Consider the following 24131-nt stretch of genomic DNA (forward strand, 5'->3'; position numbering starts at 1 on the left):
GGCCCTCTCCTCAAGGTGAAGTTGCATCTAGACAGCGCTCTTCAGCTGAGTTGGGCACATGCCGGTTAGTCGGCGAAACATTGCAATAAAAGGGGAGGGGCCGCTATAGCCCAGCCGCTTGGCAACATCACCAACTTTGCAGTCGCTCTGGAGGAGAGGGAGGGACGCAGCAAGCTTCAGCCTCTGGCGCCACTCACAACATCCCAGGCCAGTAGCGGCAACCCAGCGTCTTGCAGGAGTCCGAGAGGATACGCCAGCAACTTCTGCCCATTGAACTAGTGACTGGCCACTTCCTGGATCGGCTTGTAGCGCATCGATGATGGGGGCTAACAAGCGCGAAAACGCCAAGAATGCGCGGCCAAAGCTTCTGTTCCGGTAACTCAGCGAATGACCGGGGATCACCCCAAAGCGGAAAGGCTAACAGTAGGAACCGGGGATGCTTCGCGGCCCAGCTGCGCATCTTGCGCTGCCGCCGCCAAGCGATAGCCTTTGCGTCTCGAAGCTTGTGTAGGGCGCAATCCTCCACGTCAGACAGTCGCGCCGAAAGGGTATAGGCCCCGCGACAAGCCCATCGGAGGCATTTAGGGGTTCGCTTTAGCGACCTGTGGAGCTGCTGTGGAGTGGGCCGGAGAAATGTCTTCACATCAACAACTGTAAAGACGTCGCTTCACCCGGATCTACACGAGGGTTCAGACCCCACGGTTCCACAAAACAGCCTAAAGTTTCGACCCGGCACGCCGAGGCCGATCTACGTCACGGATTTCCGGCAGGGCGTGCCCCTTCCATCCGGTTGGCCGTCTGTCACTGGCGTGTGCGCCTGGTCCCGACCGGCCGGCAAGAAGCGCGAACCTACCGCTACACCCTAAGGGGCTTTAGTCTTTGATTCGCTTCTCAAAGTTTGTGATCAACTTGCCCAGCGAAAGGCCTGTCAGGCGGGCGATATCTCTCAGCTCCACCACATCAACCCTTCTCTTGCCTGTTTCGACGTCGCTGATGAATGACTGGCTGCGGCCCAGCATGCTGGACACCTGGGCCTGGGTCAGACCGGCAGCTAGCCGCGCCTCGCGAACAGCCTCAATGAGGGCAGCGTACTCTTTTCGATGGATGGACTTCGACACGACCGCGCCTTGGCTGAGCGGCCTAGAAAGCTATATCCAGTTCTCCGATATCTAAAAACCAGATATTCTGTCTTCTTCATTGACAGGGGGACGCATGAGCGAACAGCCATACCGCTTCATCACCGCGGCCAGAAGCAGAGCAACACTGATCCTGGCAGCATCAGCACTGCTAGCTGCCTGCAGCGGTCCGACAGACAAGAAGATGGTTACGAATGGAACCCAGCAGCAATACCGGCAGTCAATTGACGCTATCGACGCGGAACTCAATGCCCACGAAAGAGCGGCCTTCAACTGGGCAGTCGCTGGGATGAACCTTGAAGAGGGTCGGCAGGGAATCATTACGTACAGGGCCAAAAGCTGCCTAAGCGACTGAATTTCAAAGTTGATTGCTCGTCTCTCGATCAGGTTCTCCCCATCTATGGGGTCTGTTCAAGCACCTTGGCTGTGTAGCTCAGCGGCGCCACTTCCCTTTCAAGATCCAGGTGGTAGTCGCCGAAGCGATTGATGTGGCTGGTCCGATAAGGCGACAGGCCGGCCAGGATCTCGGGCGTCAGTTCAATCCCCTCCTTCCTCATCTCGGCCAAGGTCCGGCTCATGCCTTCCACGTTGTGGAGGATGATCATGTTGGCCACCAGCTGGCTGTACTTGATGATCTTGCGCTGCTCGTGTTGGACGTTCTCAGCAATGATCCCCTGGCTGCCAAAGAACACCCATTTCACGAAGCCGTTGTATTCCTCGCTCTTGTTGGTGGCAGCATGGATCGTTTTGCGGATCTCATTGTCATCAATGTAGCGCAGCAAGAACAGCGTTCGAACGGCCTTGCCAAGTTCCCGGAAGGCGAAGTACAGCTTGTTCTTCCGGCTGTAGGTGCCCAGCCGGCGCAGGATCGAGGACGCGGTGATCTTGCCCAATCGGATTGAGATCACCACCCGCAGCATGTCGTGGAGATGGGTGGCGATCAGTTGCCAGTCGATGCTGTCCCCGAACAGTGCCTGGATGTTCTTATAAGCCCTACCCGGTTCGGGCCGAAAGAATGTCAGGTCCTTGATGTTCCGGATCCGGGGCATCAGCTGGATGCCCAGCATGTGGGCCAGGCCGAAGACCGGATAGCTTTGGGCCTGCGTGTCGCCATGGACGATCTCAGGCTGGATGTCGGAAGTGTTGGCCAACAGACCGTCGAGGATGTAGATGCCCTCGTGCACGCCACAGGGAATGAAGTGGCTGAACGGCGCTACGTATTTGTCGGACACGTGGCAGTAGCCGATGCCACCGTAGCCGCCGTAGCGGATGTGATACTCCGACAGCAGGTTGTCCTCGTAGACGCTCCACTTCGTGCCATCAGCTGATGCGCTCTTGCCGCTGCCCCAATAGCCAGGCAGGTCGAATCTGTTGTAGGTATTGATGACCTCCACGATGGCCTTCTCAAGCACATCCTCGGTCACGTATTTCAGGTTGAGCCAAGCGACTTGGCGCCGGCTGAAGCCCTTGATCGACCGCGCCGTCTGCGTCGGCCCCAGGTTGCAGCCATAGCAGAATAGCGTGGTGATCACACGTCGGGGCAGATCTTCGACCTGGCTCTCGGTGCCGGCGATCGGGCGGAAGAAACGGTGCAGATCCAGCCATTGGCTGGCATCGATCAGGACATCGACGATGCTGGATTCTGGAAGCCGTTCGGCGATGAGGCGATCCACCGTGGTAATCGCGCTGGAGACTTCGGCGCGTTGCCCCTTCCGCAGCACCAGGCGCCCATCCAGGATGTCCGCATGTACGTTCTCCGGGAAACGCGCGTCGACCTCATCGGCCAGGGAGGTCAGTTGTGCACGTAATCCCGCCACGAAAGACTCGGCGTCGGTGGGCAGGCCTGACACCTGGCCGTAGGCTTCCAGTTCCTGGGCCAAGGTGGCTTCATCGACCAGCTGCTCACGGTAGTCATCAAACCGTTCGCTGCTGGGAATGAAGAGATCTCCGGACTTCAGTTCGTCCTTGACCTGCACCAGCACGGCCAGCTCGAAGTACTTACGGTGCATCCAGCCGGCGCCGGCTGCACTGGCCCGCTTGCCGAACACGTGCTGACACCAGAGCTTGGACATCCAGTCAAAGTCCTTTTCCGGGTCCAAACCGAGGGAGGCGACCTCGATCAGCTCACGGCGCTGGTTGCGCAGCGAGAGCACCGCTGCGATCAGCGGCTCCATGCCGGCGTCGTGGCTGGTCGCCCGAAGTTTCATCAGCTCCAGCCCATTGAACAGCAGCGGCCTGACCGCGCCATAGGGCTGCAGCATGAAAGGCAGGTAGTTCTTCCCGGCGTAGGCCATATGTTCTTCGCATTCGGCCAGCAAGGTCGACACTTCCGCTTCCAGGCTGTTGTCGATGGCATCCACGCGCTGACTATCGCTGCCGTCTAGCTGATAGGCCTGCAGGATTTCCTTGAGCTGGCCGATGAGGAAGTCGGCCCGTTTGGCATGTTCGAGCTGGTAGGCCAGCAATTTCTGCTGGGCCGTGTTCTCCAGCCCGCGCACCTGCTTGATGAACAACTCGGCTGCATCATCCAGTGTCTTGGCATGCTGGGCGCGAATGAAGATGGTGGCCAGCGCATAGCGCTTGTCCGGAGCCAGTTCGGCCAGCTCGCTGGCGTCATAGGCCCGAGCCATTGCACGGAACTGCTTGAGCTTGGGCACCGGCACATCGATGGGAGGCAGCTGGTCGGCCAACTGCTGCAGCATGCGGATGTGCTGCAGGTAGAACCGAACTTCCTTGTTGGTGGGCCGGCCGGGCTCGCGCTTGAGTGATTGCCAGCCGGTGAACCTGGACCCTTCCGGTGCGCGCAGCAGTTCGTCGATGAGCGTGCGCGTGGCAGGCGTCAGCGCGTGGCTGATGCTGCGGTAGTAGCCCAGATTGACCCGCTCACGGGCGCCGATGGCGGCCAGCTCCAGAGTGCGGAAACCGGGCAGTTCGTAGCGATGGTGCACCAGCTCTTCGAGCAGGACGTTCACGATGTCCGGGATGGTGTGCTTGGTCTGGGCTGCTCCGGTGGCCACTGTGTCCAGCCAAGCCAAGCCCGATTTATCCAGGGGACGTACCCCGATGAATTGCCGAAGCTGCGGCATATGCCGGCGCTGGCTGCCGGAAGCGTCGTAGCGTTCGAGCTGGTCGGTGTCCAATACGCGCCCGAGTCGGGCGGCCTTGGCGATGTGCTTCCGGATCCGCTCGGGTACGTCGGCCAACAGCGTGAAGTAGCCCAAGCGTTGGAAGAGCTTGAGATGAATCAGTACCGCCAGCTGCGGACCCGGCTGGGTGGTCAGCTGCTTGGCGAATGCAATCTCAGCGGCGGTCGGGGTATAGATCTCCTCCAGTTCCTTGGCGGTGGGATCAGGCTTCAGTCGCGGGTAGGCGGTCTCGTGAAGGGTAGCCATTGGATCCGGAGGGTGTGAGGGGGATCAGTCCCAGTGCCGGCCGTCGTCTGTACTGAGCGACGCTTCCAGGAAGCACTGGTGCGTATCGGCCATGCGGTGCATGTCATCGAGCAACGTGGCCAGGATTTCATCCAGATCCCTTTCGGGATCGGTGGGAGCAGTCAACTGGTACTCGCTGCTGGCGGTGTTCAGGCGCACAGCCTGGAACGGGGCCAAGCAGATCTCTTCAATTCGGCCTCGGGCCTTGGCCGCGCCGCGGCCCGTGCGGGCAAACGGGGTCAGCACCATGCGCAGGCGCAGCTGCAGGGCCGATTTGCCCTCCGGCGCCGGCAGTGCCATCGCCGGTACCGGCACGGTTGGACTGGGCAGGCTTGCTTCAATGCGGTCCCGGGCAAACGGGTCACGCCCGTCCAGGTAACGCATGGCCGACTGCACATCGCGCCAGCCCACGTACTCCATCAAGGCCTTCATGTCCCAGCCTTGGTCGTTGGCCCAGCTGGCAAAGCCGCGGCGCAACGAATGGCTGCTGTGGAGCCCCGCATCGGCAAAGCCTGCACTGGTCAGCAACTCGCGCAGCAGGCGCACCAAGCTGTTGGGATGCAGGCCTTCGGCGCTCACCTGGCCCCATTGGTTGACTGCCCGAAACACCGGCCCTTCTTGCAGGTCGGCCGCCTGCAGCCACGCCTGGGTCGCCTCCACCGGACATAACCGCGACAGCGCCGGCACCTTGTAGGTGACGCCGGCTGCTTGGCGATCACCCTTGCTGCGTGGCAAGAAGCAGGTCATCCCCTGTCCCGGCACCAGCGTGAGATGGGCCACGTCCAGACGCAGCAGTTCATCGCCACGGAATCCCCGCCAGAACCCGAGCAGCACCAGCGCTCGGTCTCGTTGATGGCGCAGCGCCGCCGGCCCATCGCCCCGGGCATGTGCCGCAGCGATCGCCGCGGCCAGCCAGTCATCGAGCTCGACCAGCCGCCGAATCTGGAGCGGCGCGGCTTGCTTGACCTGGCCCGGGTGCAGGGTCTGGATGCCTTTGAGCACCTTGCGCACCAGCGGCGATCGGGTCGGGTCGACAAAGCCGTGGTCGCGGTGCCAAGAGGCGATGGCCGCCAGACGTTGGCGGAGGGTGCTGGTCGCCAAGGTCTGCGCATAAGCGGCCAGGTACCGGGCCACGCTGTCAGGTGTCGCTGGGAGGTGGCCTTGCCATTCAACCTCGAAGTGCCGCAGCGCCGACGCATAGCTGCGCACCGTGTTCTGGCGCGTGGCCGCATCGAGGTAGCGGTCCAGTTCGGTCACTGGCGCGTGGCCTCCACCGAGGTCGTCTGGCGCAGCGTCGACAGGATGGTGCATTCCGCCCGCTGCCCGCCATGGCAACTGGCAATCACCCGTTCCAGCTCGCTGGCCATGCGCTGCAGGTCGGCCATGCGGGCGCGCACGTCGGCCAGATGGCTGCGGGCCAACCGGTCCACGTCCCCGCACGAAAGCTCCTCATCGCCGGCCAGCTGCAGCAGGCTGCGGACCTCCTCCAGGCTGAAGCCCAGGTCCCGGCCACGCGCAATGAAGCGCAGCCGCTCGATGTCGGCCGGGCCATAGACCCGGTAGCCGTTGCCCGTGCGCCCCGGGCGCGGCAGCAACCCGATCCGCTCGTAATAGCGAATCGTCTCCAAGTGGCATCCGCTGGCGTCGGCAGCCTCACTGATTTTCATTCGTAGTACGCTTGACTCCGTAGTAGCTACGGACTTTACGCTGAACCCGTATCCGCCGCCACTCCGGCCGCGGCGCTGCATGTGACGACCATGCCACTGCCCATCGCCTTGATTCGCTACTGCCTGATTGCCTTGCTGATCGGCTGGGTTCTGCCCGCTTCTGCTCAGGCGGAGCCTGCCGCAGCAGACCTGCGCCAAACCTGGCAGATGCTCGATTACATCGCGGTCGACTACCCCGGCGCGGTCCAGGCCGGTCGCGTAATTGCCCCCAACGAATACGCCGAAATGAGCGAGTTTGCCGGCGCCGTGCGCAGTCAGCTGGCAGCATTGCCCAGTGGCCAGAACCAGCAGGAGCTGACGGCCCAGGCCGACCGCCTGGTCCAGGCGGTGGCAGAGAAGGCCGACCCGGCGCAAGTGGCAACGTTGGCGCGCGGGCTCGGCACGACGCTGTTGGCCCGCTACCCGATCGGCGCTGTTCCGGCGAGCGCGCCGAAGACCTCCCAGGCCGCGTCCATCTACAGCCAGCAGTGCGCGGCCTGTCACGGCCCCACAGGTCACGGTGATGGCCCCGCCGCGCAAGCGTTAAGTCCGCCGCCGATCGCGTTCACCGATGCCACTCGCGCCGCGCAGCGAACGCCGCTGTCGTTGTACGAGGTCATTTCCCAGGGTGTGCCGGGTACCGGCATGGTCAGCTTCTCTGGGCTGTCAGAAAGTGATCGCTGGGCGTTGGCATTCTATGTGGGCAGCTTGGGGTACTCCTCGCAAGCCAAGGCTCAAGGTGAGGCGTTATGGCGCACCAGTGCCGAGGCCCATACGCACATTCCCTCGCTCGAAGCGCTGACACGCACGCGAGAGGCCGATCTTGCCACCACGATGCCCGCCGATCAGGCAAACGCGATCATCGCCTACCTGCGTTCGCAGCCACAGGTAGTAAACGAAGCGGTACCAGGAGCCGATCGCTTTGCGGTGGCGCGGCAGCGACTGGCCGCCAGCCAGCGCGCTTACGCTGATGAGGACCTGGCTCAAGCCAAAAAGCTTGCGCTCTCGTCCTATCTGGATGGTGTAGAGCCGCTTGAACCCACGCTGGCCACGCGCAATCCGTCATTGCTGCGAGAGATCGAGACGGCCATGGCAGGCTACCGCGCGCAGCTGGATCAGCATGCGCCCGCGGCTGACGTTGCCGGGCAGGCAGCGCAAATTGCCCAGCTGTTTGATCGCGCGGACGTGGCGCTGCAGGACACCCGAATAGGCGCCAGCACCGCGTTTCTAGGCAGCTTTACCATCTTGGTACGCGAAGGACTGGAAGCGCTGCTGATCGTGATTGGTATCGTGGCGTTCTTGCGTAAAGCCGAGCGGTCTGATGTGTTGCCGTATGTGCATGCGGGTTGGATCTGCGCGTTGTTGGCAGGCGCAGCTACCTGGGCGGTGGCCACTTACTTTGTTGATATCAGCGGTGCGAACCGGGAAGTCACTGAGGGCGTCTCGGCCTTGTTCGCTGCCGCTGTCCTGCTCAGCGTAGGCATCTGGATGCACCAAAAGAGCCTTGCAGGGCGGTGGCAGGAGTACCTGCACGCCAAGCTGACGACTGCGCTGACACGGCGCTCGGCTGTTTTCCTGTTCATGCTGGCCTTTGTCGCGGTGTACCGCGAGGTGTTTGAGACGATCTTGTTCTACATCGCGATGTGGAGCGATCAGGCGTCCACCGCCATCCTCGCAGGCCTGGCGGCGGGAATCGCGGTGTTGGCTGCGGTGGCGTACTGGATGCTGCGCATGAGCAGGCGGCTGCCGATTGGCCGGTTCTTTTCGATCAGCTCGATTCTCATCGCGGTGATGGCGGTCATCCTGATCGGTAAAGGCGTGGCCGCGTTGCAGGAAGCGGGCTGGATCTCTCAAACACCGCTCGCGTTGCCGCGCATCGAGTGGATCGGCCTGTATCCCACCTGGCAGTCGCTGCTGGCGCAGGTATTGGTAGGCACCGCCGCCATCGTGGGGTTCCTCGCCAATGCCCGTTCCGGTGTGCGTAGACAGCCAGGCGCAAACAAGCAATGAAACAACACAGCAGAGGACCAAGACATGAGTGATTGCGGGTGCCACCACGAAGCCAAGAACAAGGAGGAGCGACGCATCCTCTGGATCGCCTTGGTCCTGAATGCAGCGATGGCCGTGATCGGCGGCATTGCCGGCTGGATTGCCCATTCCACCGGGCTGCTGGCTGACGCGCTGGACATGCTGTCTGACGCCACCGCCTATGCCATTGGCCTGGTCGCTATCGGGCGCACGGCGCGCTTCAAGGCCAACGCCGCGTGGGTCAGTGGCAGCGTGCTGCTGGTGCTGGGCGTAGGCGTGCTGGTCGAAGTCGGCCGCCGGGTGATGTACGGCGCCGAGCCGGTCAGCGGTTGGATGATCGGTACCGCTCTGGTCTCGCTGGCCGTGAACCTGAAGGTGCTCCGTATGCTCGCCCCCTTGAAGTCTGGCGAAGTGCATCTGCGAGCGACCTGGCTGTTTACCCGCGCCGATGTGGTGGCCAACGTTGGGGTGATTCTGGCCGGCCTGTTGGTGTGGTGGCTGGCCAGCCCCTACCCGGATTTCGTGATCGGCGCCCTGATCGGCCTGTATGTGATCAAGGAGGCTTTCGAGATCTTGGGTGATGCTCGCCGGGCGCGTGCCGACGCGCGCAAAACGCCTGCATGACAGCGCTTGGCCGGCTGAGCTGTGGCCTGCGCTGGCTGCTGCTGGCGCACTTGGCCGTGGGCCTTGTGACGCAGCCGGTGCTGGCAGTGGTTGGCGAGCTCCATGCTCAAACCCATCTGGCCGCGGCCGACCATGACCCGGCAGTGGCATCACCAGCTTCCGAGCGTGGCGTAGACGCCGCGCTGCACCGGCTACAGCAGCTGGTGCTGTGCTGTAGCCAGGCCGCGCCGGCTCCAGAAATAGTGTTGGCCATTGCTCATATCGGCCGGCATTGGCCGTCGGCGACAGCCCATGCGGACAGATATCGGCATGAGCACCTGCTCGCGCCGTTCCGGCCGCCGATCGCAGGGTGATGCGCGCCGGCGTGCGCCGGATCCCTGTTGGCTATCGAAAATTCTGGAGTACTTCATGCATGTGCGATTGGCGGCCCTGGCCGCGTGGCTACTGTTGAGCGCGGCGGCAACGCCGGCGACAGCAGAAGAGCTGATGACCTTGGACGACGCGTTTGCACGCGTGGCCCAAACCCACCCCGAGCTGCGCCTGGTCGATGCGCGAGCCACGGTGCTCGCTGCCGAGCGCGACCAGGCCGTGCAGCGGCCACCGTGGACGTTGGGGGCGGAGGTTGAAAATGCGCTGGGCACGGGCGCGGCCCGTGGCCTGGACAGCGCGGAGTTGACCTTGAGCCTGAGCTCGGTCCTGGAGCGCGGCGGCAAGCTCGACGCCCGCCGCACCTTGGCCCAAAGCCGGATTGATGCACTGGCCGTGCAGCGCGAGACCAGGCGGCTGGACCTGCTCGCCGAGACGGCGCAGCGCTATTTGGCCGTTGTCGGTGCCGACCGGCAACGCAGCCTGACGAACATGGATGTCGGCCAGCGCCAGCGGACCGTCGCCGCTGCCCGGCAGCGCCTGCAGGCTGGCGCGTCTCCCGAATCGGTGATGCTCACCGCACAAGCAGCACTGGCGAGAGCAGAGTTGACCCGTGATCGGGCCGAGCAGCAGCGCATTGCCGCCCGGCAGCACCTTGCTGCCCTCTGGGGCGAACGTGCTCCGAGCTTCGAGGTGGCCGCGGCGGATCCCATGACCCTGCCGGCGATCGCGTCCATGCAGTCGCTGGCCGAGGAATTGGAGCGCACTCCCGAGTTGGCGCAGTTTGCCGATGCCCGCCGGATCGCGCAGGCACGACTGCAGCTGGCGCGTTCGGCGGCCTCGCCGGACTTGTCGTGGCAGCTGGGCGTGCGCCGCCTGCAGGAGACTGACGACACCGCGCTGGTGGCCAGCCTGTCCATGCCACTGGGCAGCCGCAGCCGCGCGCAGCCGGAGATCCGCGCCGGCGAAGCCGAGCTGGAGGTTCTGACGATCGAGCGCGAGGCCAAGGGCCTGTCGCTGTATTCCACGCTGGTCGAAGCCCATGGTCGCTACACCGTGGCGCAGGCCGAGGTGGCACGGCTGCAAGGCGAGGTGCTGCCGAAGTTGGCCCGGGCTGAGAAGGCCGCCGAGCGCGCCTATCGCGCCGGCGCGATCAGCTACCTGGAATGGGCACAGCTGCAGTCCGAACGCACGGCCATGGCCCAGCAGCAGCTGGACGTGGCGCTCGATGCGCAGCGCGCCCTGATCGAAATTCAACGCCTGACCGGCCAAGCGCTTGTCGCGCCGCCGGCGGCTGCTTCCACCGGAGAGACCCCATGAATCGCTTTTCTTGGACCGCACTGGGCATGGCCCTGATGATGCTGGCCGCCTGCAACGCGTCGGCCCCCAACGAAGCGTCCGAAGGCGGCGCCGCCGCTGAGGGCGAAGAGCACGGCGAGCACGAGGAAGCGCCGCTGGAAACCAAGATTGCCGCCAAAGCTGCGCAGGCAGCGGGTATCCAGGTCGCACCGGCAGGCCCCGGTGAGATTGCTGACGAGCATGAGGTGCAAGGGCTGTTGACCCCGATTGACGGTCGCATCGCGCAGGTCACGGCACGCTTCCCCGGACCGGTCCGCTCCGTGCGTGCGGGCGTGGGTGATCAGGTACGGGCCGGCCAGGCACTGGCCACGGTAGAGAGCAACCTGAGCCTGACCACCTATACCGTCACCGCGCCGATCAGTGGCGTGGTCATGGCGCGCACGGCCGCCGTAGGCATGGCCGCCGCTGAGGGCGCGCCGCTGTTTGAGGTCGCCGACCTGTCCACGCTGTGGGTGGACCTGCACATCTTCGGCGCCGACGCCCAGCACATCGGTGCTGGCGTGCCGGTGACGGTTACCCGCTTGAGCGATGGCGTCACCGCACAGACCACCTTGGAGCGCGTCCTGCCCGGCACCGCCACCGCCAGCCAAAGCACCATTGCGCGCGGCACGGTGGCCAACACCGATGGCCTGTGGCGGCCGGGGTCGGCGGTCAAGGCGCGGGTCACCGTGGATCGCCAATCGGCAGCGTTGGTGGTGCCGATCACGGCGCTGCAGACCGCAGAAGACCAGGACGTGGTCTACGTGCAGCAGGGCGAAACCTACCACACCCGGCCGGTGAAGCTGGGGCGCCGCGACGCCGAACGCGCCGAAGTGCTGGAAGGCCTCAAGGCCGGTGAACAGGTGGTGGTGGCCCAAAGCTTCCTGATCAAGGCCGACATCGAAAAGTCCACCGTGGAAGAAGAATGAGGCCCGCCATGCTCGAACGCCTCATTGGGCTGTCCATCCGCCATCGCTGGCTGACGCTAGTGCTCACCGCTGCGCTGGTTGCGCTGGGCGTGTGGAGCTACCGTCACCTTTCCATTGACGCCACACCCGACATCACCAACGTCCAGGTCCAGATCAACACCCAGGCCCCGGGTTACTCGCCGCTGGAGGCCGAACAACGGGTCACCTTTGCCATCGAAACGGCCATGGCCGGTCTGCCCAAGCTGGACTACAGCCGCTCGCTGTCGCGCTACGGGCTTTCGCAGGTCACCGTCGTCTTCAAGGACGGCACCGACCTGTACTTTGCCCGCCAGCAGGTCGCCGAGCGCCTGCAGCAGATCGCCTCCCAGCTTCCCGAAGGGTTGGACCCGGAAATGGGGCCGATCTCCACCGGGTTGGGCGAGATCTTCATGTACACCGTGGAGGCCGAGCCCAACGCTCGCAAGCCCGACGGCACCCCGTACACGGCCACGGACCTGCGCACCCTGCAGGACTGGGTGATCCGGCCGCAGCTGCGCACCACGCCCGGCGTCACCGAGGTCAACACCATCGGCGGCTTCGAGCGGCAGATCCACATCACTCCCGATCCAGCTCAGTTGGTGGCGCTGGGCTTCACGTTGAACGACGTGGTCGCCGCGGTCATGCGCAACAACCAGAACATCGGCGCCGGCTACATCGAGCGCAACGGACAGCAGTTCCTGGTGCGCGTGCCGGGCCAGCTAGCCAATCTGGAGGCAATCGGCAACATCGTGCTGGACCGGCGCGATGGCGTGCCCATTCGGGTGCGCGACGTCGCTAGCGTGGGCGAAGGCAAGGAGCTGCGCACGGGCGCGGCCACCCAGAATGGCCACGAGGTCGTGGTCGGTACCGCCTTCATGTTGTTCGGCGCCAACAGCCGGGAAGTCTCCCAGGCGGCCGCGGCCAAGCTGGATGCCGCCAACGCCAGCCTGCCTGCCGGCGTCCATGCCAAGGCCGTCTATGACCGCACCGCGCTGGTGGATCGCACCATCGGCACGGTGTCCAAGAACCTGATCGAGGGCGCGCTGCTGGTGGTGGTGGTGCTGTTCCTGCTGCTGGGCAATGTGCGCGCCTCGTTGATCACCGCGGCGGTGATCCCGTTGGCGATGCTGTTCACCATCATCGGCATGGTGCGTGGCGGCGTGTCGGGCAACCTGATGAGCCTGGGCGCGCTGGACTTCGGCCTGATCGTGGACGGGGCGGTGATCATCATCGAGAACTGTCTGCGCCGGTTCGGCGAGGCGCAGCACGCGCTAGGCCGCCAGCTCAACGATGAAGAGCGCTATGACCTGACCGCCTCGGCCACCGCCGAGGTGATCCGTCCCAGCCTGTTTGGCCTGGGCATCATCGCCGCGGTCTACCTGCCGATCTTCTCGCTGTCCGGGGTAGAAGGAAAAATGTTCCACCCGATGGCGATCACGGTGGTGCTGGCCCTGACCGGCGCCATGGTGTTGTCGCTGACCTTCGTGCCGGCGGCGATCGCCAGCTTCCTGCGCGGCCGTGTGGCTGAGCACGACAACCGCCTGATGCGCTGGTCGCGTGCCCGTTATACGCCGCTGCTGGATTGGGCCCTGCGTCGGCGCGTGGTGGTGCTGGCCGGCGCGGCCGTGCTGGTGGTGGGCTGTGGCGTGCTGGCCACCCGCTTGGGTTCGGAGTTCGTGCCGAGCCTGGATGAGGGCGACATCACCTTGCAGCCCATGCGTATTCCCGGCACCAGCTTGGAGCAGTCGGTGGCCATGCAGGAAACGCTGGAGAAGCGCCTGGCCCAGTTCCCGGAGGTGGCCAACATCTTCTCAAAGATCGGCACCGCCGAGGTGGCCACCGATCCTATGCCGCCGTCGATGGCCGACACCTTCCTGATGCTCAAGCCCCGCGACCAGTGGCCCGACCCGCGCAAGCCCAAGGCCGAGCTGGTGGAAGAGCTGGAGGCGGCGGCCAAGGAAATCCCGGGCAGCAACTACGAGTTCACCCAGCCCATCCAGATGCGCACCAACGAGTTGATCTCCGGCGTCCGTTCGGACGTGGCGGTCAAGGTCTACGGCGACAACCTTGACCAGTTGACGCGCCTGGCCAGCCGGGTCGAGCGGGTCATGCGTAGCGTCCCCGGCGCCGAAGACGTCAAGGCCGAGCAGGTCTCCGGCCTGCCGCTGCTGACCATCACGCCAGATCCGGCGGCATTGGCACGGTATGGCCTGAACCCGGGCGATGTGCAGGAAACGGTGGCCACCGCCATTGGGGGCAGTGTTGCCGGCCAGTTGATCGAGGGCGACCGCCGCTTCGACCTGGTCGTGCGCCTGCCCGAAGCGCAGCGCCAAGACCCCGCTGTGCTGGCAGATCTGCCCATTCCGCTGCCGGCAAGCACCAGTGTCGATGAGTCCAGCCGTCTGGCCGCCGGCGCCAATGGGGGGCCTCGCACGGTGCCGCTGCGGGAAGTGGCGAAGATCCAGGTAGAGCGCGGGCCCAATCAGATCAACCGCGAGAACGGCAAGCGCCGCGTGGTGATCACCGCCAACGTGCGCGAGCGCGATCTGGGCGGGTTCGTCGGCGAGTTGCGCACACGCATCGGCCAGGATGTCGCGCTTCCAGAGGGCTACTGGATCGATTACGGCGGCACCTTCGAGCAGCTGATCTCGGCCACCCAACGCCTGGGCGTGGTCGTTCCGGTGACACTGGCGTTGATCTTCGCTCTGCTATTCATGGCCTTCGGCTCGGCCAAGGATGCGGCCATTGTGTTCAGTGGCGTGCCGCTGGCGCTGACCGGCGGTGTGCTGGCACTGGCTCTGCGCGGGATTCCGTTGTCGATCTCTGCCGGCGTGGGCTTCATCGCGCTGTCGGGCGTGGCCGTACTCAACGGGCTGGTCATGATCGCCTTCATCCGCCGTCTGCGCGAACAGGGCGATCCGCTAGACGACGCTGTGCGCGACGGCGCCCTTGGACGCCTGCGACCGGTGTTGATGACCGCCCTGGTAGCCTCGCTGGGCTTCCTACCCATGGCCTTGAATGTCGGTGCTGGCTCGGAAGTGCAGCGGCCGCTGGCCACTGTCGTCATCGGCGGCATCGTCTCATCCACCGCATTGACCTTGTTGGTGCTGCCGGTGCTCTATCGTTGGCTGCATCGCGACCGAGCTCCCCGCGCCGGTAGCACTGCTTTGGAGTCCCCATGAACGAGCTCAACCTGGAACAGGTCCGTGCGGCGATGTTTACCGACCCGGGCGTGAAAGCGGTGGACGACCTGCGCCTGGTCGCCGGTGAGCATGGCCGTGCGATCGCGGCCACCATCACGGTCGCGGCGCCCTCGGTCGACCTGGACCTGGTGCATGCTGTGATTGCCCAGGTCCTGGCCGATCAATTCGGCATCGATCAGATCATGCTGTGTTTCAACGACCCGGGCCCGGTACCGCCGCCGCCCACCGCGGCGCCGTTAAAGAAGATGTGATCGCAGCCCCTGGCTCTATGCGTCTGCGCTGGCAGGCGCATAGAGCTGATGACCCGGCAACGCGCACGCGCCGGCATACACAAAGGCCACGCTTTGCCGCGCCCGGGTGAAGGCCACGTAGTATTTCGGCGGCGCGGTGATACGCGCTGCATCGGCCGTGCGCAGGTACTGCGTCAACGGCCCGTTCGGAAAGATGAGGACCCGACTGTAGGTGCGGCCCTTGCACTGCCCAAAGTTCACCGCCGGCAGTCCGTCGCACGCCTGCCGCCGGTCATGCCGGAGCACGGTGGGGGCGAACTCCTGCATGTACGCGGCCACATCCCCTGGAGCGACGAGGTAGATGCCATCGTGTCCGGTGACCTCGCCATTGCCTGATTGGGTCCGCGGCATCTGCGGATAGAGCGTGTCAGCCATATCGCACAGGGCCTGGACGCAGCGCAGACTGGTGAGGCGGTGATCCAGCCGGCATAAGCCGTCGGCCTCCCAAATCTGAAACAGCGCTGCCAGATTCGGACCACGGTATTGGCTGTACCTTTGCGCATAGTTGGTCGCATACGTGGCTTGGCGCGTATCGCCTACCAACGTGATGGCAATCTCGCTCTTCAACAGCCGTTCGACCAGATCCAGATCAAAGCCGGCCAGATCCTGGACTTCGTCGATGTAGAGCTCGTCGTACATCGCCGCCAATCGCGCCACGACCTGGCCTTGGGTCAGCTCATCGCAGCGCACAGCGAAATCGGCCGCTCGGTCCGAATACATCCGGTTGCCCGCCAGGTAGTGGCGCGCCACCTGGGTGCGTGGGGCGCGGTTGTTGGTGACACCTTCTACGAACAGGATGGTCTCGATGCGAGGCTCAGGGCAAAGCGCAGCCTGGTACGGGCGAATGCACTGGCGCAGCAGAAAGCCATACCAGCTGTGCAAGGTGACATGCGCGGGGACCGCGCCTGCGTGGGCCTCAAACGAGCGCCGGATCTCTTCCAGGTTTTCCAGCGTGTAGGTGACAATCGCGATGCGGCGCTCAGGTCGCTCCAAGGCCTGCCGGACCAGCAACGTGGTCTTGCCCGAGCCGGCTGCCGAGAGCAGGACCCGGTTAGGTGATGGCACGCTGGACATAGTCCGGGAACCTGATCGAGTGCGGGCTATTGAAAATCGCCAAGGCCGTATCGGTCTTATGGCCCTTCATGTACTTGAGCAGCGCCACCTCATCGGCAAAGGCCTTGCCCAGCACGGTATTGAGTTCGGCCAGCGAGTTGGCTTTGATCAGCTGCTCTTCCAGCGAAGGGGCGCTCTCGTCGGAATCGTAATAGATCGCGTTGATGTGCTCGGCATAGCGCTCTTGCACAACTGCGATATCACCGTCGTTGTCGGTGATCACCTTGGCCTGAATCCTCAGTCGATCGGCAATCTGCAAGAAGCGTTTGAATGCCAACGACTTGACCGAAATGATGTCTACGCCGTGAGCCATCGGCGCCACGCCGTGATGGTCACTGTAGGCACGCTGCACGATCAGTTCGTCGGAAGGGCCTTCCACCAGGATCGCCTGCTTGGCCAGGATCAACCGCAGCGTGTCGTGGCCCGGCAGCTTCATGAAATAGTCGTGGGTATCGCTGGGCAGCTGGTCCAGCTTCATCTGGCCTTGCGCGCTGAACAGGATCACGTTGTCCACGCCCAGCTTGTTCAACACGAAGCTGCTGTGGGTGGCGATGATCACCTGCTGGGCGGTGGAGAGGGCCGCAATCTTGTCGATCAGCTGGGTCATGCTGGAATAGGACAGATGGTTCTCCGGCTCCTCGATCAGCAGCACGTGAGCCGCGCCGGCCGCGTGCATCGCCAGCTTCATCTTCACCGCGCTTTGCTCGCCCTTGCCGGCCTGGGTGAACGGGAGCTCATCCAGGTAGGGTGACAGGCTGGTTTCCCACGTTGAGCGCGGCGATGTGTCCACGCCTACCGTCAATGCCCTGTGGCTGATGTCCCCGGTGTGCTCGGTCAAGTAGGCATTGATCGCTGCCACATCCGCTTCTTCGGAAAAGCTCTGCCGCATGCGGCGGAAGCTCAGCGACAGCGAGACGCGCTGCGCAGGCGTCAGTGCCTGCTCGATGATGCCGGCGATATAGCGATCGGCACCGGACAAGGTCTTGATGCCGTGCGTGTCGATGATGGTCGAGTCGAACGGAATACTACGGGCGGTGACGCCATTGTTGGCGAAGGAGTACCAGCGCACCGTGTAGTACTCCACCGGCAGGCTGACCGCGCCCTGGTGCTGCTGCAGGTAGGCGTTGAACTCCTCGCGGTAGTCGTCGTTGAGCTCGACCAGCAGCCGGATGCCGGCGGTATCCAGACGCAGGGAGTTGTTGGTGCCGCGTAACGACGCCAGCGCGGCGTCGGCGCCCAGATAGGCTTCGATGGAGATCCGTGGCGGCGAGGCCGGCGTGCCCGTGGCAAGCGCTCCCAAGTACTCCTGCACCGTGGGCTGGTGGAACAGGTAGGGCGTGAGCTCGTAGGCAAGATTGCGCCCATGCAGCTGGCCGGTGACCACCGCGTGGATGGCCTCCAGCAGGGTGGATTTACCGACCTCGTTGTCGCCCACCACCAGGTTCATGTGGGCATTGAGGGGCAGGTCCAGATGGCGAAACGACTTGAAGTTGTCGATGACGATACGTTCGATCGGCATGCACAGTCCTATGATGGCCAACGGGCTCGGTGGCGGAGCCTGCCTGCACCCTGGCTGGCCTCCTTTCCGCTCTGGGCCATACTACCCAGCGATCGCCGGCCCTGGGCGGTTTCGTACTGCTTGGGACGCCGGGAAGGGTCAGAATCCGCCTTACGCGGGATAATTCAATATTATCCCGTATAACTATTTTCGCCGACGAGCGGTCGTCTACCTGCTTTAATAGTATGTAATTACATGGTATGTAATACATTACGAAATAAAGTGAGGTGGCACGATGGCGCGCGCAGGACTCTATAAGAGTGACGTCCAGAAGGCGCGCGACGCGCTGCTGGCCCAACGCAAGAAGCCGTCAGTCGACGCGGTGCGAGTGGCCTTGGGCAACACGGGCTCCAAGACCACGATCCACCGCTACTTGCGTGAACTGGAAGGAGAGGAAGGCGGCGGTCCGGCGAGGACGGTAGCCGTTAGTGATGCTTTGCAGGACTTGGTTGCGCGCTTGGCCTCGCGGCTCCAGGAGGAAGCAGAGGCCATCCTCACCCAGGAGCGTGAGCGCCATCAGGCTGAGCTCCACAGTCGGCAACAGGCGCTTTCCGGTGCCCAAGAGGAGGCTGCCGCCTTGAGCAGTCGGCTGCAGCGCACCGAAGCAAGCCTGCACCAAGAGCAAGCTGCTCACGCCCTCCTTCAACAGAATCTAGGTGACAGGATCGCGGAAATCGCCCAGTTGAACGAGCGCATCGCTGGCATGACGGTGCGGCTGGCTGATCATGAGGCGCATACGCGTTCTCTGGAGGACAAGCATGCCCATGCCCGGGAAGCGCTTGAGCACTACCGCACTTCAACCAAAGAGCAGCGTGAGCAAGAGCTTCGCCGTCACGAGCATCAGGTCCAAGAGCTGCAAGTAGCCTTACGTCAGGCCAATGAAGCCTTGGGCGCGAAGAATCAGGAGCTGTTGGTGCTGAACCGCGACAATGGTCAATGGCTGGAGCGCCACGGGCGGATTGAGCGTGAGCTTGCCCAGCTACGACAGGCCCACGAAGGCCAACACAGCGAGGTCGTGGCGTTGCGCCAGACCGCGACGGACTATTTGGCACTGCAGGAGCGCTGGAAGACTGACGCCAAGACCTTGGATACCATGCGCAACGAGCTAGCTCAAGTTCAAGACACCCTTGCGCGGGAGCGTGAGCGCCGCGAGAGCGCTGAAGCCGATGCGTTGCGTGCCAATGCACGTCTTGAAGCGCTAGAGCCTCTACTGAATCAACTGACGCCAGCACAAAATGCGGTGAAGAAAACTCGGCGCGGCCATGCGCAAGATGGGGGAGCCGACTGACGAGGCTGCTCGTTTGTCTGCTAGCGGCTGGGGTGGCGCTCACCTGTCCAGTACGCCCATTCCATAGGGACGACCCAATCTACAAACAGTTTGGCTACTGAGGACTCCGGTGCCAAATGATAGGGCTTGAACATGCCTTGCTCGGGCGAACTGGTCATCAGGTAGCGCAGGCGCTTCTGGACCTCCTGAAAGATGGCTTCCCGCACATGGGCGCTGTCGTGCACGCCAAGACGCATCGCCACCGAGGCACCTTGGCGTACCGCCGCCCAGCAGCAGTAACGCCACCGCGCGATCGGCAAGCCCCGCGGTCCGGATTGAAAGACGAACCCCACATCACGTGCCCAGCCTGGGTCGAAGTGATGTTTGAGCAATTGCTGCTCCAGAAACTGCTCGGTCTCCCAGAGTGCAAGTTCATCCCACAGCTCCAGTTTCGCGTCCGCCAAGTCTACATCGTGTGCCATATCGCCGAGTTGGTCTTCCAGCACCGGGAGCAGGTGCCTGCGCTCGTGGGTAGACCAGGCGAAAGCACATTGCGGATCTTCGATGGGCGTGACCTCGGCATCGGGGCGGATCTGCCATCGATCCGCTGGCCAGGGAACTTGGATCAAGGCCAAGTCTCGCAGCGTGTCCAGCACCAGCAAGGTGGAGCGGCGTGTGGGCGCCACCGGTAGGCGTCGTAGCTGCGCGGCTAACAGTGCGGCTAGGAAAAGGGTGCCACGAAGGCCCAACTCCTCGATGCTGGCGACCCCAGATGGCGTCATTGACGAGGTTCCGGGCATGCGGTTTCCGGGGATGAGGGAGCGGCGTGGCTCCTGGGGGGGGGCGGCGCTACCGGTGTCGCCGGTTGCCTCAAAGCTAAGAATATCTTAGTATGCAAGGCTGGGTACATCCGCCATCCTTATGGGGTCTCCATGGGGTGCGCGCGTGACTTTGTCCGTCGACTCAACACCGACCTTCGCTCGACGCCTCAAACAAGCCCGCCTGCACACGGGTTTGTCGCAGAAGGAGTTGGGCATCCGGGCCGGTCTGGATCCTCACGTGGCCAGCCCCCGAATCAACCAGTACGAGCGTGGCAAGCACGAGCCCATGCTGGAGATTGCTGAGCGGTTGGCCCAAGCGTTGGGGATCCCCGCCGCCTTCCTTTACACCGACGATGATCTGCTGGCCAAGTTGCTCCTGCGCTGGGGCTCGCTAAGCAAGCAGCAGAAGCGCGAGTTGGTGAAGCTGATCGAGGCCACGCCCGAGAAGTAAACCGAACAAGCGCTCGCCCTATGGGCAACTCTTCGCCTCAACCCGCCCTTTGGGCGCTTCTGGAGGGAGCTGCAGTGTCCGCGGCTAGTGCGACTGACAAGTCGCGACATCTCAGGCTTACTTGAGATTTTGTTCACGACCGATACACACGCGCCTTGTCTAAAGTGATATACCATGTCGCCCGTGTCAGCCTCCTCACTTCTACTGCGACTGTTCCTGATCGCCATGCTCGTGCTTAACGGCGCGTGGTCGGCGTTTGCGTCCGTCAGTATGAACCCGGTCATGGAAGAGCAGGCCAGCGAAGTGGCTGCCGCGGTGCAAGTCGACGAAGACTGCTTCGCCCATCACAGTGCTGAGCATCATCCCGATGCCACATCGATTGAAAAGGCTGGCACTGGGCATGGCGACCATGCCGGTCCCGACTGTTGCAAGTCTTCTGCGTGCCGGTGCGCCTGCGTACACGCTTGCGCGAGCGCACTTCCTGCGCGCCTGCATGTTTCGGTGCAACTGGCCTTGGGCCTGGATGTCATGCCGCTGCCCCTAGGGCATGCGGCACCTGCCTTGCCTCATCTGATCCGACCACCGATCGGCTAAGCGTCCCTAGGCGCCGCAATGGCGCCGTTGGTGTGGCTTGCATGCCTGTTTAGGCCAGCCGCCCGCTCTGTACCACCGCCCGCCGGTGGCAACACGACGCTTGGAGCATTTTCATGTCGCATGATGATTTTCGTGGTCCACGCGGTGGACCGCTGCTGCCTTCGCGGCGGCGATTTGTCCAAGGCTTGGCCTTGGGAGGCGCAGTCGCAGGATTAGGTTTCTGGCCCAAAGCCAGTTGGGCGCTCAAGGGGCCGGGACAACCCAACGTACTATCGGGCACTGAGTTTGACCTGACCATTGGCGAGACGCCGATGAACTTCACCGGCAAGACCCGCACCGCGATCACGGTCAACGGGTCCGTTCCGGCGCCGTTGCTGCGGTGGCGGGAAGGCACCACGGTCAACTTGCGCGTCTCTAATGCATTGCCCGCTAACTCCATCCATGGCGCGGACACCTCCATCCATTGGCACGGCATCATTTTGCCGGCCAACATGGACGGCGTGCCGGGTCTGAGCTTTGACGGTATCGGACGTGGTGAGACCTACCACTACCGGTTCACCCTGCATCAGGGCGGAACCTACTGGTACCACAGCCACTCAGGGTTCCAGGAACAAGCCGGGCTCTATGGCCCGATCGTCATCGACCCATTGGAGCCGGAGCCCTTCAGTTTCGATCGCGACTACGTCGTGATGCTGAGCGATTGGACAGACCTGGACCCGACGGCCCTGTTCGATCGTTTGAAGAAGATGCCGGGCCATGACAATTACTACAAGCGCACGGTCGGCGATTTTGCGCGCGATGTGAAGCGCAACGGCCTGTCGGCCACGTTGGAAGATCGCAAGATGTGGGGCGTGATGCGGATGACGCCCACGGACCTGTCCGACGTCAACGCCAACACCTACACCTACCTGATGAACGGCACGACCTCACTGGGCAACTGGACCGGTTTGTTCCGCAGTGGCGAGAAGGTGCGCCTGCGTTTCATCAATGGCTCTGCCATGACGTACTTCGATGTGCGTATTCCGGGGCTGAAGATGACCGTGGTGGCGGCAGATGGCTTGTATGTCCATCCGGTTTCCGTCGACGAGTTCCGCATCGCGGTAGCAGAAACCTTCGATGTGATCGTGGAGCCCTCCGGGCAGGACGCATTCACCATCTTTGCCCAAGACTCCGGTCGCACCGGCTACATCAGCGGCACGCTCGCTGTGCGCGAAGGATTACGCGCGCCCGTTCCGTCTGTGGATCCCCGGCCGCTGCTGACGATGGCAGACATGGGCATGGATCATGGGTCGATGGATATGTCTGGCGGCAGCAAGGGCATGGAAGGCGGCTGTGGTGCGGCCATGGGCATGCCTGGCATGACCCCACCTGTCAGCGGTAACGCGACCTCGGCCCATGCAGGCCATGCGATGCCCGCCGCCGGCGATGGTGCCATGGCAGGCATGCAGCACGGGGGCATGCAATCACACCCTGCTAGCGAGACCAACAATCCCCTGTTGGACAACCAAGCCATGAGCGTGAGTTCGCGCTTGGATGATCCGGGCAATGGCCTGCGCGATAACGGCCGTCATGTGCTGACGTATTCCATGCTCAAGAGCACCTTTGAAGACCCTGACGGACGCGACCCCGGTCGCGAGATCGAGCTGCATCTGACCGGACACATGGAGAAATTCTCCTGGGGCTTCAACGGTCAGAAGTTTTCCGATGTCGAGCCGCTGCGGCTGAACTACGGCGAGCGTATGCGCATCGTATTGGTTAACGACACGATGATGACCCATCCCATCCATTTGCACGGCATGTGGAGTGACGTGGAGGACGACAACGGCAACTTCATGGTGCGCAAGCACACGGTGGATATGCCGCCAGGTAGCCGACGCACGTATCGCGTGCGTGCCGATGCGTTGGGCAGCTGGGCGTTCCATTGCCACCTGCTTTATCACATGGAAGCCGGAATGATGCGCACGGTGAGGGTCGACGAATGAACATCAATAGACGCGATACCACCCTGACTGCGCTGACGGCTATCTCGCTGGCCCTGGCCAATGCGGCCAGCGCCCAATCTATGCAGCACGGCTCCATGCAGATGGAGCAGGGCGCGCAGACCCAGACTCAGGATCACTCTGCACATCAGGCACCGACATCAAAACCTGCGCCAGCCCAAAAGCCTGCAACACCGGCCAAGACGAGCGAAGCGACGATCGATCATGCGGCGATGGGCCACGCCGAGCCGCAGGCTAACGCAGCCGAGCCTGCCATGCAGGGCATGGACCATTCGCAGATGGGGCACGGCTCGCCCGCGAGCACACCTGCGGCGCCCACAGCGCAGGCGCAGTCGATGCAGGGCATGGATCACAGTCAGATGGCACAGCCCGCTGCAGCCGACACCTCCGGCACGGCCACGCCTGCGATGCAGGGGATGGACCATTCGCAGATGGGCCATGATTCGCCCGCGCCCGCTACACCAGAAGCGGGAATGCAATCGATGGAGGGCATGGACCACAGTCAGATGGGACACGGGCCTGCAGCGCCAACGCAGCCGCGCACCCCGATTCCCGCGGTGACGGACGCGGATCGCAAGGCGGCCATCGCGCCGGAACACGCGCATCCGGTGCATGACAACTCGATCAAGAGCTACGTGCTGCTCAATCGCCTGGAAACCTGGGATGCCGATCCGGGCACCGGGCTGGGCTGGGAGGGCCAGGGCTGGATCGGTACGGACCTCAATCGCGTCTGGCTCCGCAGTGAAGGCGAACGCACGGATGGTCAGACCGAGTCGGCTGATCTGGAAGTGCTTTACGGCCGCAGTATCTCCACGTGGTGGGATGTGGTGGCCGGTGTGCGTCATGACTTCAAGCCTGGGGCATCGCAGAACTTCGCCGCTATCGGTGTACAGGGCTTGGCGCCGATGAAGTTCGAAGTGTCCGCCACAGCCTATCTCGGCGAAGGGGGCCAGACTGCCGCCAATGTCGAGGCCGAGTACGAATTGCTGCTAACCAACCGGCTGATCTTGCAGCCGCTGGTGGAAGTCACCGCCTATGGCAAGAACGATCCATTGCGCGGGATAGGTTCGGGTCTGAGTGCCGCTGAGGCGGGGCTACGACTTCGCTATGAGTTCACCCGAAAGTTCGCTCCCTACATCGGCGTGGTGTACGAGCGCGCGTTTGGCAATACCGCAGACATGCGACGCGAGCATGGCGAGTCCTTTGAAGACACGCGCTTGGTCATCGGCCTTCGTACCTGGTTCTAAGGGGAACTGAC

21 protein-coding genes are annotated in these 24131 nt (G+C 63.4%); 13 read left to right on the plus strand and 8 right to left on the minus strand.

What is annotated here, in order from left to right; genetic code table 11:
* Window positions 1–27: 27 nt before the first annotated feature.
* Both ARC63_RS23910 and ARC63_RS06090 read right to left on the minus strand, forming a co-directional pair.
* On the minus strand, window positions 28–402 hold the full coding sequence (locus ARC63_RS23910) for a helix-turn-helix domain-containing protein (RefSeq protein ID WP_080334755.1): 375 nt from the start codon (window positions 400–402) through the stop codon (window positions 28–30).
* Between the two features lie 470 nt (window positions 403–872).
* Window positions 873–1118, minus strand: coding sequence for a helix-turn-helix domain-containing protein (locus tag ARC63_RS06090; protein WP_043033505.1), 246 nt, complete (start codon window positions 1116–1118; stop codon window positions 873–875).
* Window positions 1119–1212: 94 nt separating this feature from the next.
* On the opposite strand from ARC63_RS06090, the gene ARC63_RS06095 reads away from it, so the two are divergent.
* Window positions 1213–1491 (plus strand): hypothetical protein, encoded by a 279-nt coding sequence (locus ARC63_RS06095; protein ID WP_033835997.1) that lies wholly within the window; start codon window positions 1213–1215, stop codon window positions 1489–1491.
* 43 nt (window positions 1492–1534) lie between these two features.
* On the opposite strand, the gene ARC63_RS06100 is transcribed toward ARC63_RS06095, so the two are convergent.
* The 3 genes from ARC63_RS06100 to ARC63_RS06110 are packed head-to-tail and all read right to left on the minus strand — an operon-like array spanning window position 1535 to window position 6234.
* Window positions 1535–4528, minus strand: coding sequence for a Tn3 family transposase (locus ARC63_RS06100; protein WP_043033507.1), 2994 nt, complete (start codon window positions 4526–4528; stop codon window positions 1535–1537).
* A gap of 24 nt (window positions 4529–4552) precedes the next feature.
* Window positions 4553–5824 carry a site-specific integrase gene (locus ARC63_RS06105; protein WP_005413373.1) on the minus strand — a complete coding sequence of 424 codons (1272 nt, stop codon included), beginning with the start codon at window positions 5822–5824 and terminating at the stop codon, window positions 4553–4555.
* Entirely contained in the window at window positions 5821–6234 is a 414-nt protein-coding gene (locus ARC63_RS06110) for a MerR family transcriptional regulator (protein ID WP_012480230.1), read from the minus strand. Before ARC63_RS06110 ends, ARC63_RS06105 begins: the two co-directional genes overlap by 4 nt.
* 90 nt (window positions 6235–6324) lie before the next feature.
* On the opposite strand from ARC63_RS06110, the gene ARC63_RS06115 reads away from it, so the two are divergent.
* The 7 genes from ARC63_RS06115 to ARC63_RS06140 are packed head-to-tail and all read left to right on the plus strand — an operon-like array spanning window position 6325 to window position 15030.
* Window positions 6325–8283: a cytochrome c/FTR1 family iron permease gene (locus ARC63_RS06115; protein ID WP_043033508.1), complete on the plus strand. Its 1959-nt coding sequence runs from the start codon at window positions 6325–6327 to the stop codon at window positions 8281–8283.
* A 24-nt stretch (window positions 8284–8307) separates the two neighbouring features.
* Window positions 8308–8925, plus strand: a complete 618-nt coding sequence (locus ARC63_RS06120; protein WP_005413376.1) for a cation efflux transmembrane domain-containing protein — start codon at window positions 8308–8310, stop codon at window positions 8923–8925.
* On the plus strand, window positions 8922–9278 hold the full coding sequence (locus ARC63_RS22685; RefSeq protein WP_012480228.1) for a hypothetical protein: 357 nt from the start codon (window positions 8922–8924) through the stop codon (window positions 9276–9278). Before ARC63_RS06120 ends, ARC63_RS22685 begins: the two co-directional genes overlap by 4 nt.
* 55 nt (window positions 9279–9333) lie before the next feature.
* A complete protein-coding gene (locus ARC63_RS06125) occupies window positions 9334–10611 on the plus strand; it encodes a TolC family protein (RefSeq protein WP_043033510.1) in 1278 nt (425 codons plus the stop codon).
* On the plus strand, window positions 10608–11558 hold the full coding sequence (locus ARC63_RS06130) for an efflux RND transporter periplasmic adaptor subunit (protein ID WP_021201906.1): 951 nt from the start codon (window positions 10608–10610) through the stop codon (window positions 11556–11558). Before ARC63_RS06125 ends, ARC63_RS06130 begins: the two co-directional genes overlap by 4 nt.
* Before the next feature lie 8 nt (window positions 11559–11566).
* Window positions 11567–14758 (plus strand): efflux RND transporter permease subunit, encoded by a 3192-nt coding sequence (locus tag ARC63_RS06135; protein WP_049402758.1) that lies wholly within the window; start codon window positions 11567–11569, stop codon window positions 14756–14758.
* Window positions 14755–15030: a hypothetical protein gene (locus ARC63_RS06140; RefSeq protein WP_019184735.1), complete on the plus strand. Its 276-nt coding sequence runs from the start codon at window positions 14755–14757 to the stop codon at window positions 15028–15030. The genes ARC63_RS06135 and ARC63_RS06140 overlap by 4 nt, the downstream gene beginning before the upstream one ends.
* A gap of 15 nt (window positions 15031–15045) precedes the next feature.
* Here the strand turns inward: ARC63_RS06140 and ARC63_RS06145 are convergent, their stop codons facing one another.
* The gene (locus tag ARC63_RS06145) at window positions 15046–16143 is read right to left on the minus strand and encodes a UvrD-helicase domain-containing protein (RefSeq protein WP_043033512.1); all 1098 of its coding nucleotides are present in this window, start codon (window positions 16141–16143) and stop codon (window positions 15046–15048) included.
* Window positions 16121–17701 (minus strand): ATP-dependent nuclease, encoded by a 1581-nt coding sequence (locus ARC63_RS06150; protein ID WP_026070029.1) that lies wholly within the window; start codon window positions 17699–17701, stop codon window positions 16121–16123. The genes ARC63_RS06145 and ARC63_RS06150 overlap by 23 nt, the downstream gene beginning before the upstream one ends.
* A gap of 274 nt (window positions 17702–17975) precedes the next feature.
* Between ARC63_RS06150 and ARC63_RS06155 the strand changes: the two genes are divergently transcribed.
* On the plus strand, window positions 17976–19028 hold the full coding sequence (locus ARC63_RS06155; protein ID WP_021201903.1) for a DNA-binding protein: 1053 nt from the start codon (window positions 17976–17978) through the stop codon (window positions 19026–19028).
* 20 nt (window positions 19029–19048) lie between these two features.
* On the opposite strand, the gene ARC63_RS06160 is transcribed toward ARC63_RS06155, so the two are convergent.
* The gene (locus ARC63_RS06160; RefSeq protein WP_231298593.1) at window positions 19049–19807 is read right to left on the minus strand and encodes a hypothetical protein; all 759 of its coding nucleotides are present in this window, start codon (window positions 19805–19807) and stop codon (window positions 19049–19051) included.
* Window positions 19808–19928: 121 nt separating this feature from the next.
* On the opposite strand from ARC63_RS06160, the gene ARC63_RS06165 reads away from it, so the two are divergent.
* The 4 genes from ARC63_RS06165 to ARC63_RS06180 all read left to right on the plus strand — a co-directional run bounded on the left by ARC63_RS06165 (window position 19929) and on the right by ARC63_RS06180 (window position 24120).
* Window positions 19929–20279 (plus strand): helix-turn-helix domain-containing protein, encoded by a 351-nt coding sequence (locus ARC63_RS06165; RefSeq protein ID WP_043033515.1) that lies wholly within the window; start codon window positions 19929–19931, stop codon window positions 20277–20279.
* Between the two features lie 174 nt (window positions 20280–20453).
* Window positions 20454–20873 (plus strand): transcriptional regulator CopL, encoded by a 420-nt coding sequence (copL, locus tag ARC63_RS22690; protein WP_012480218.1) that lies wholly within the window; start codon window positions 20454–20456, stop codon window positions 20871–20873.
* Window positions 20874–20986: 113 nt separating this feature from the next.
* The gene (locus ARC63_RS06175) at window positions 20987–22855 is read left to right on the plus strand and encodes a copper resistance system multicopper oxidase (protein ID WP_012480217.1); all 1869 of its coding nucleotides are present in this window, start codon (window positions 20987–20989) and stop codon (window positions 22853–22855) included.
* Window positions 22852–24120, plus strand: a complete 1269-nt coding sequence (locus tag ARC63_RS06180) for a copper-binding protein CopB (protein ID WP_005413421.1) — start codon at window positions 22852–22854, stop codon at window positions 24118–24120. Before ARC63_RS06175 ends, ARC63_RS06180 begins: the two co-directional genes overlap by 4 nt.
* Window positions 24121–24131 lie beyond the last annotated feature (11 nt).

Source organism: Stenotrophomonas geniculata ATCC 19374 = JCM 13324, from assembly GCF_001431625.1.
Lineage (GTDB): Bacteria > Pseudomonadota > Gammaproteobacteria > Xanthomonadales > Xanthomonadaceae > Stenotrophomonas > Stenotrophomonas geniculata.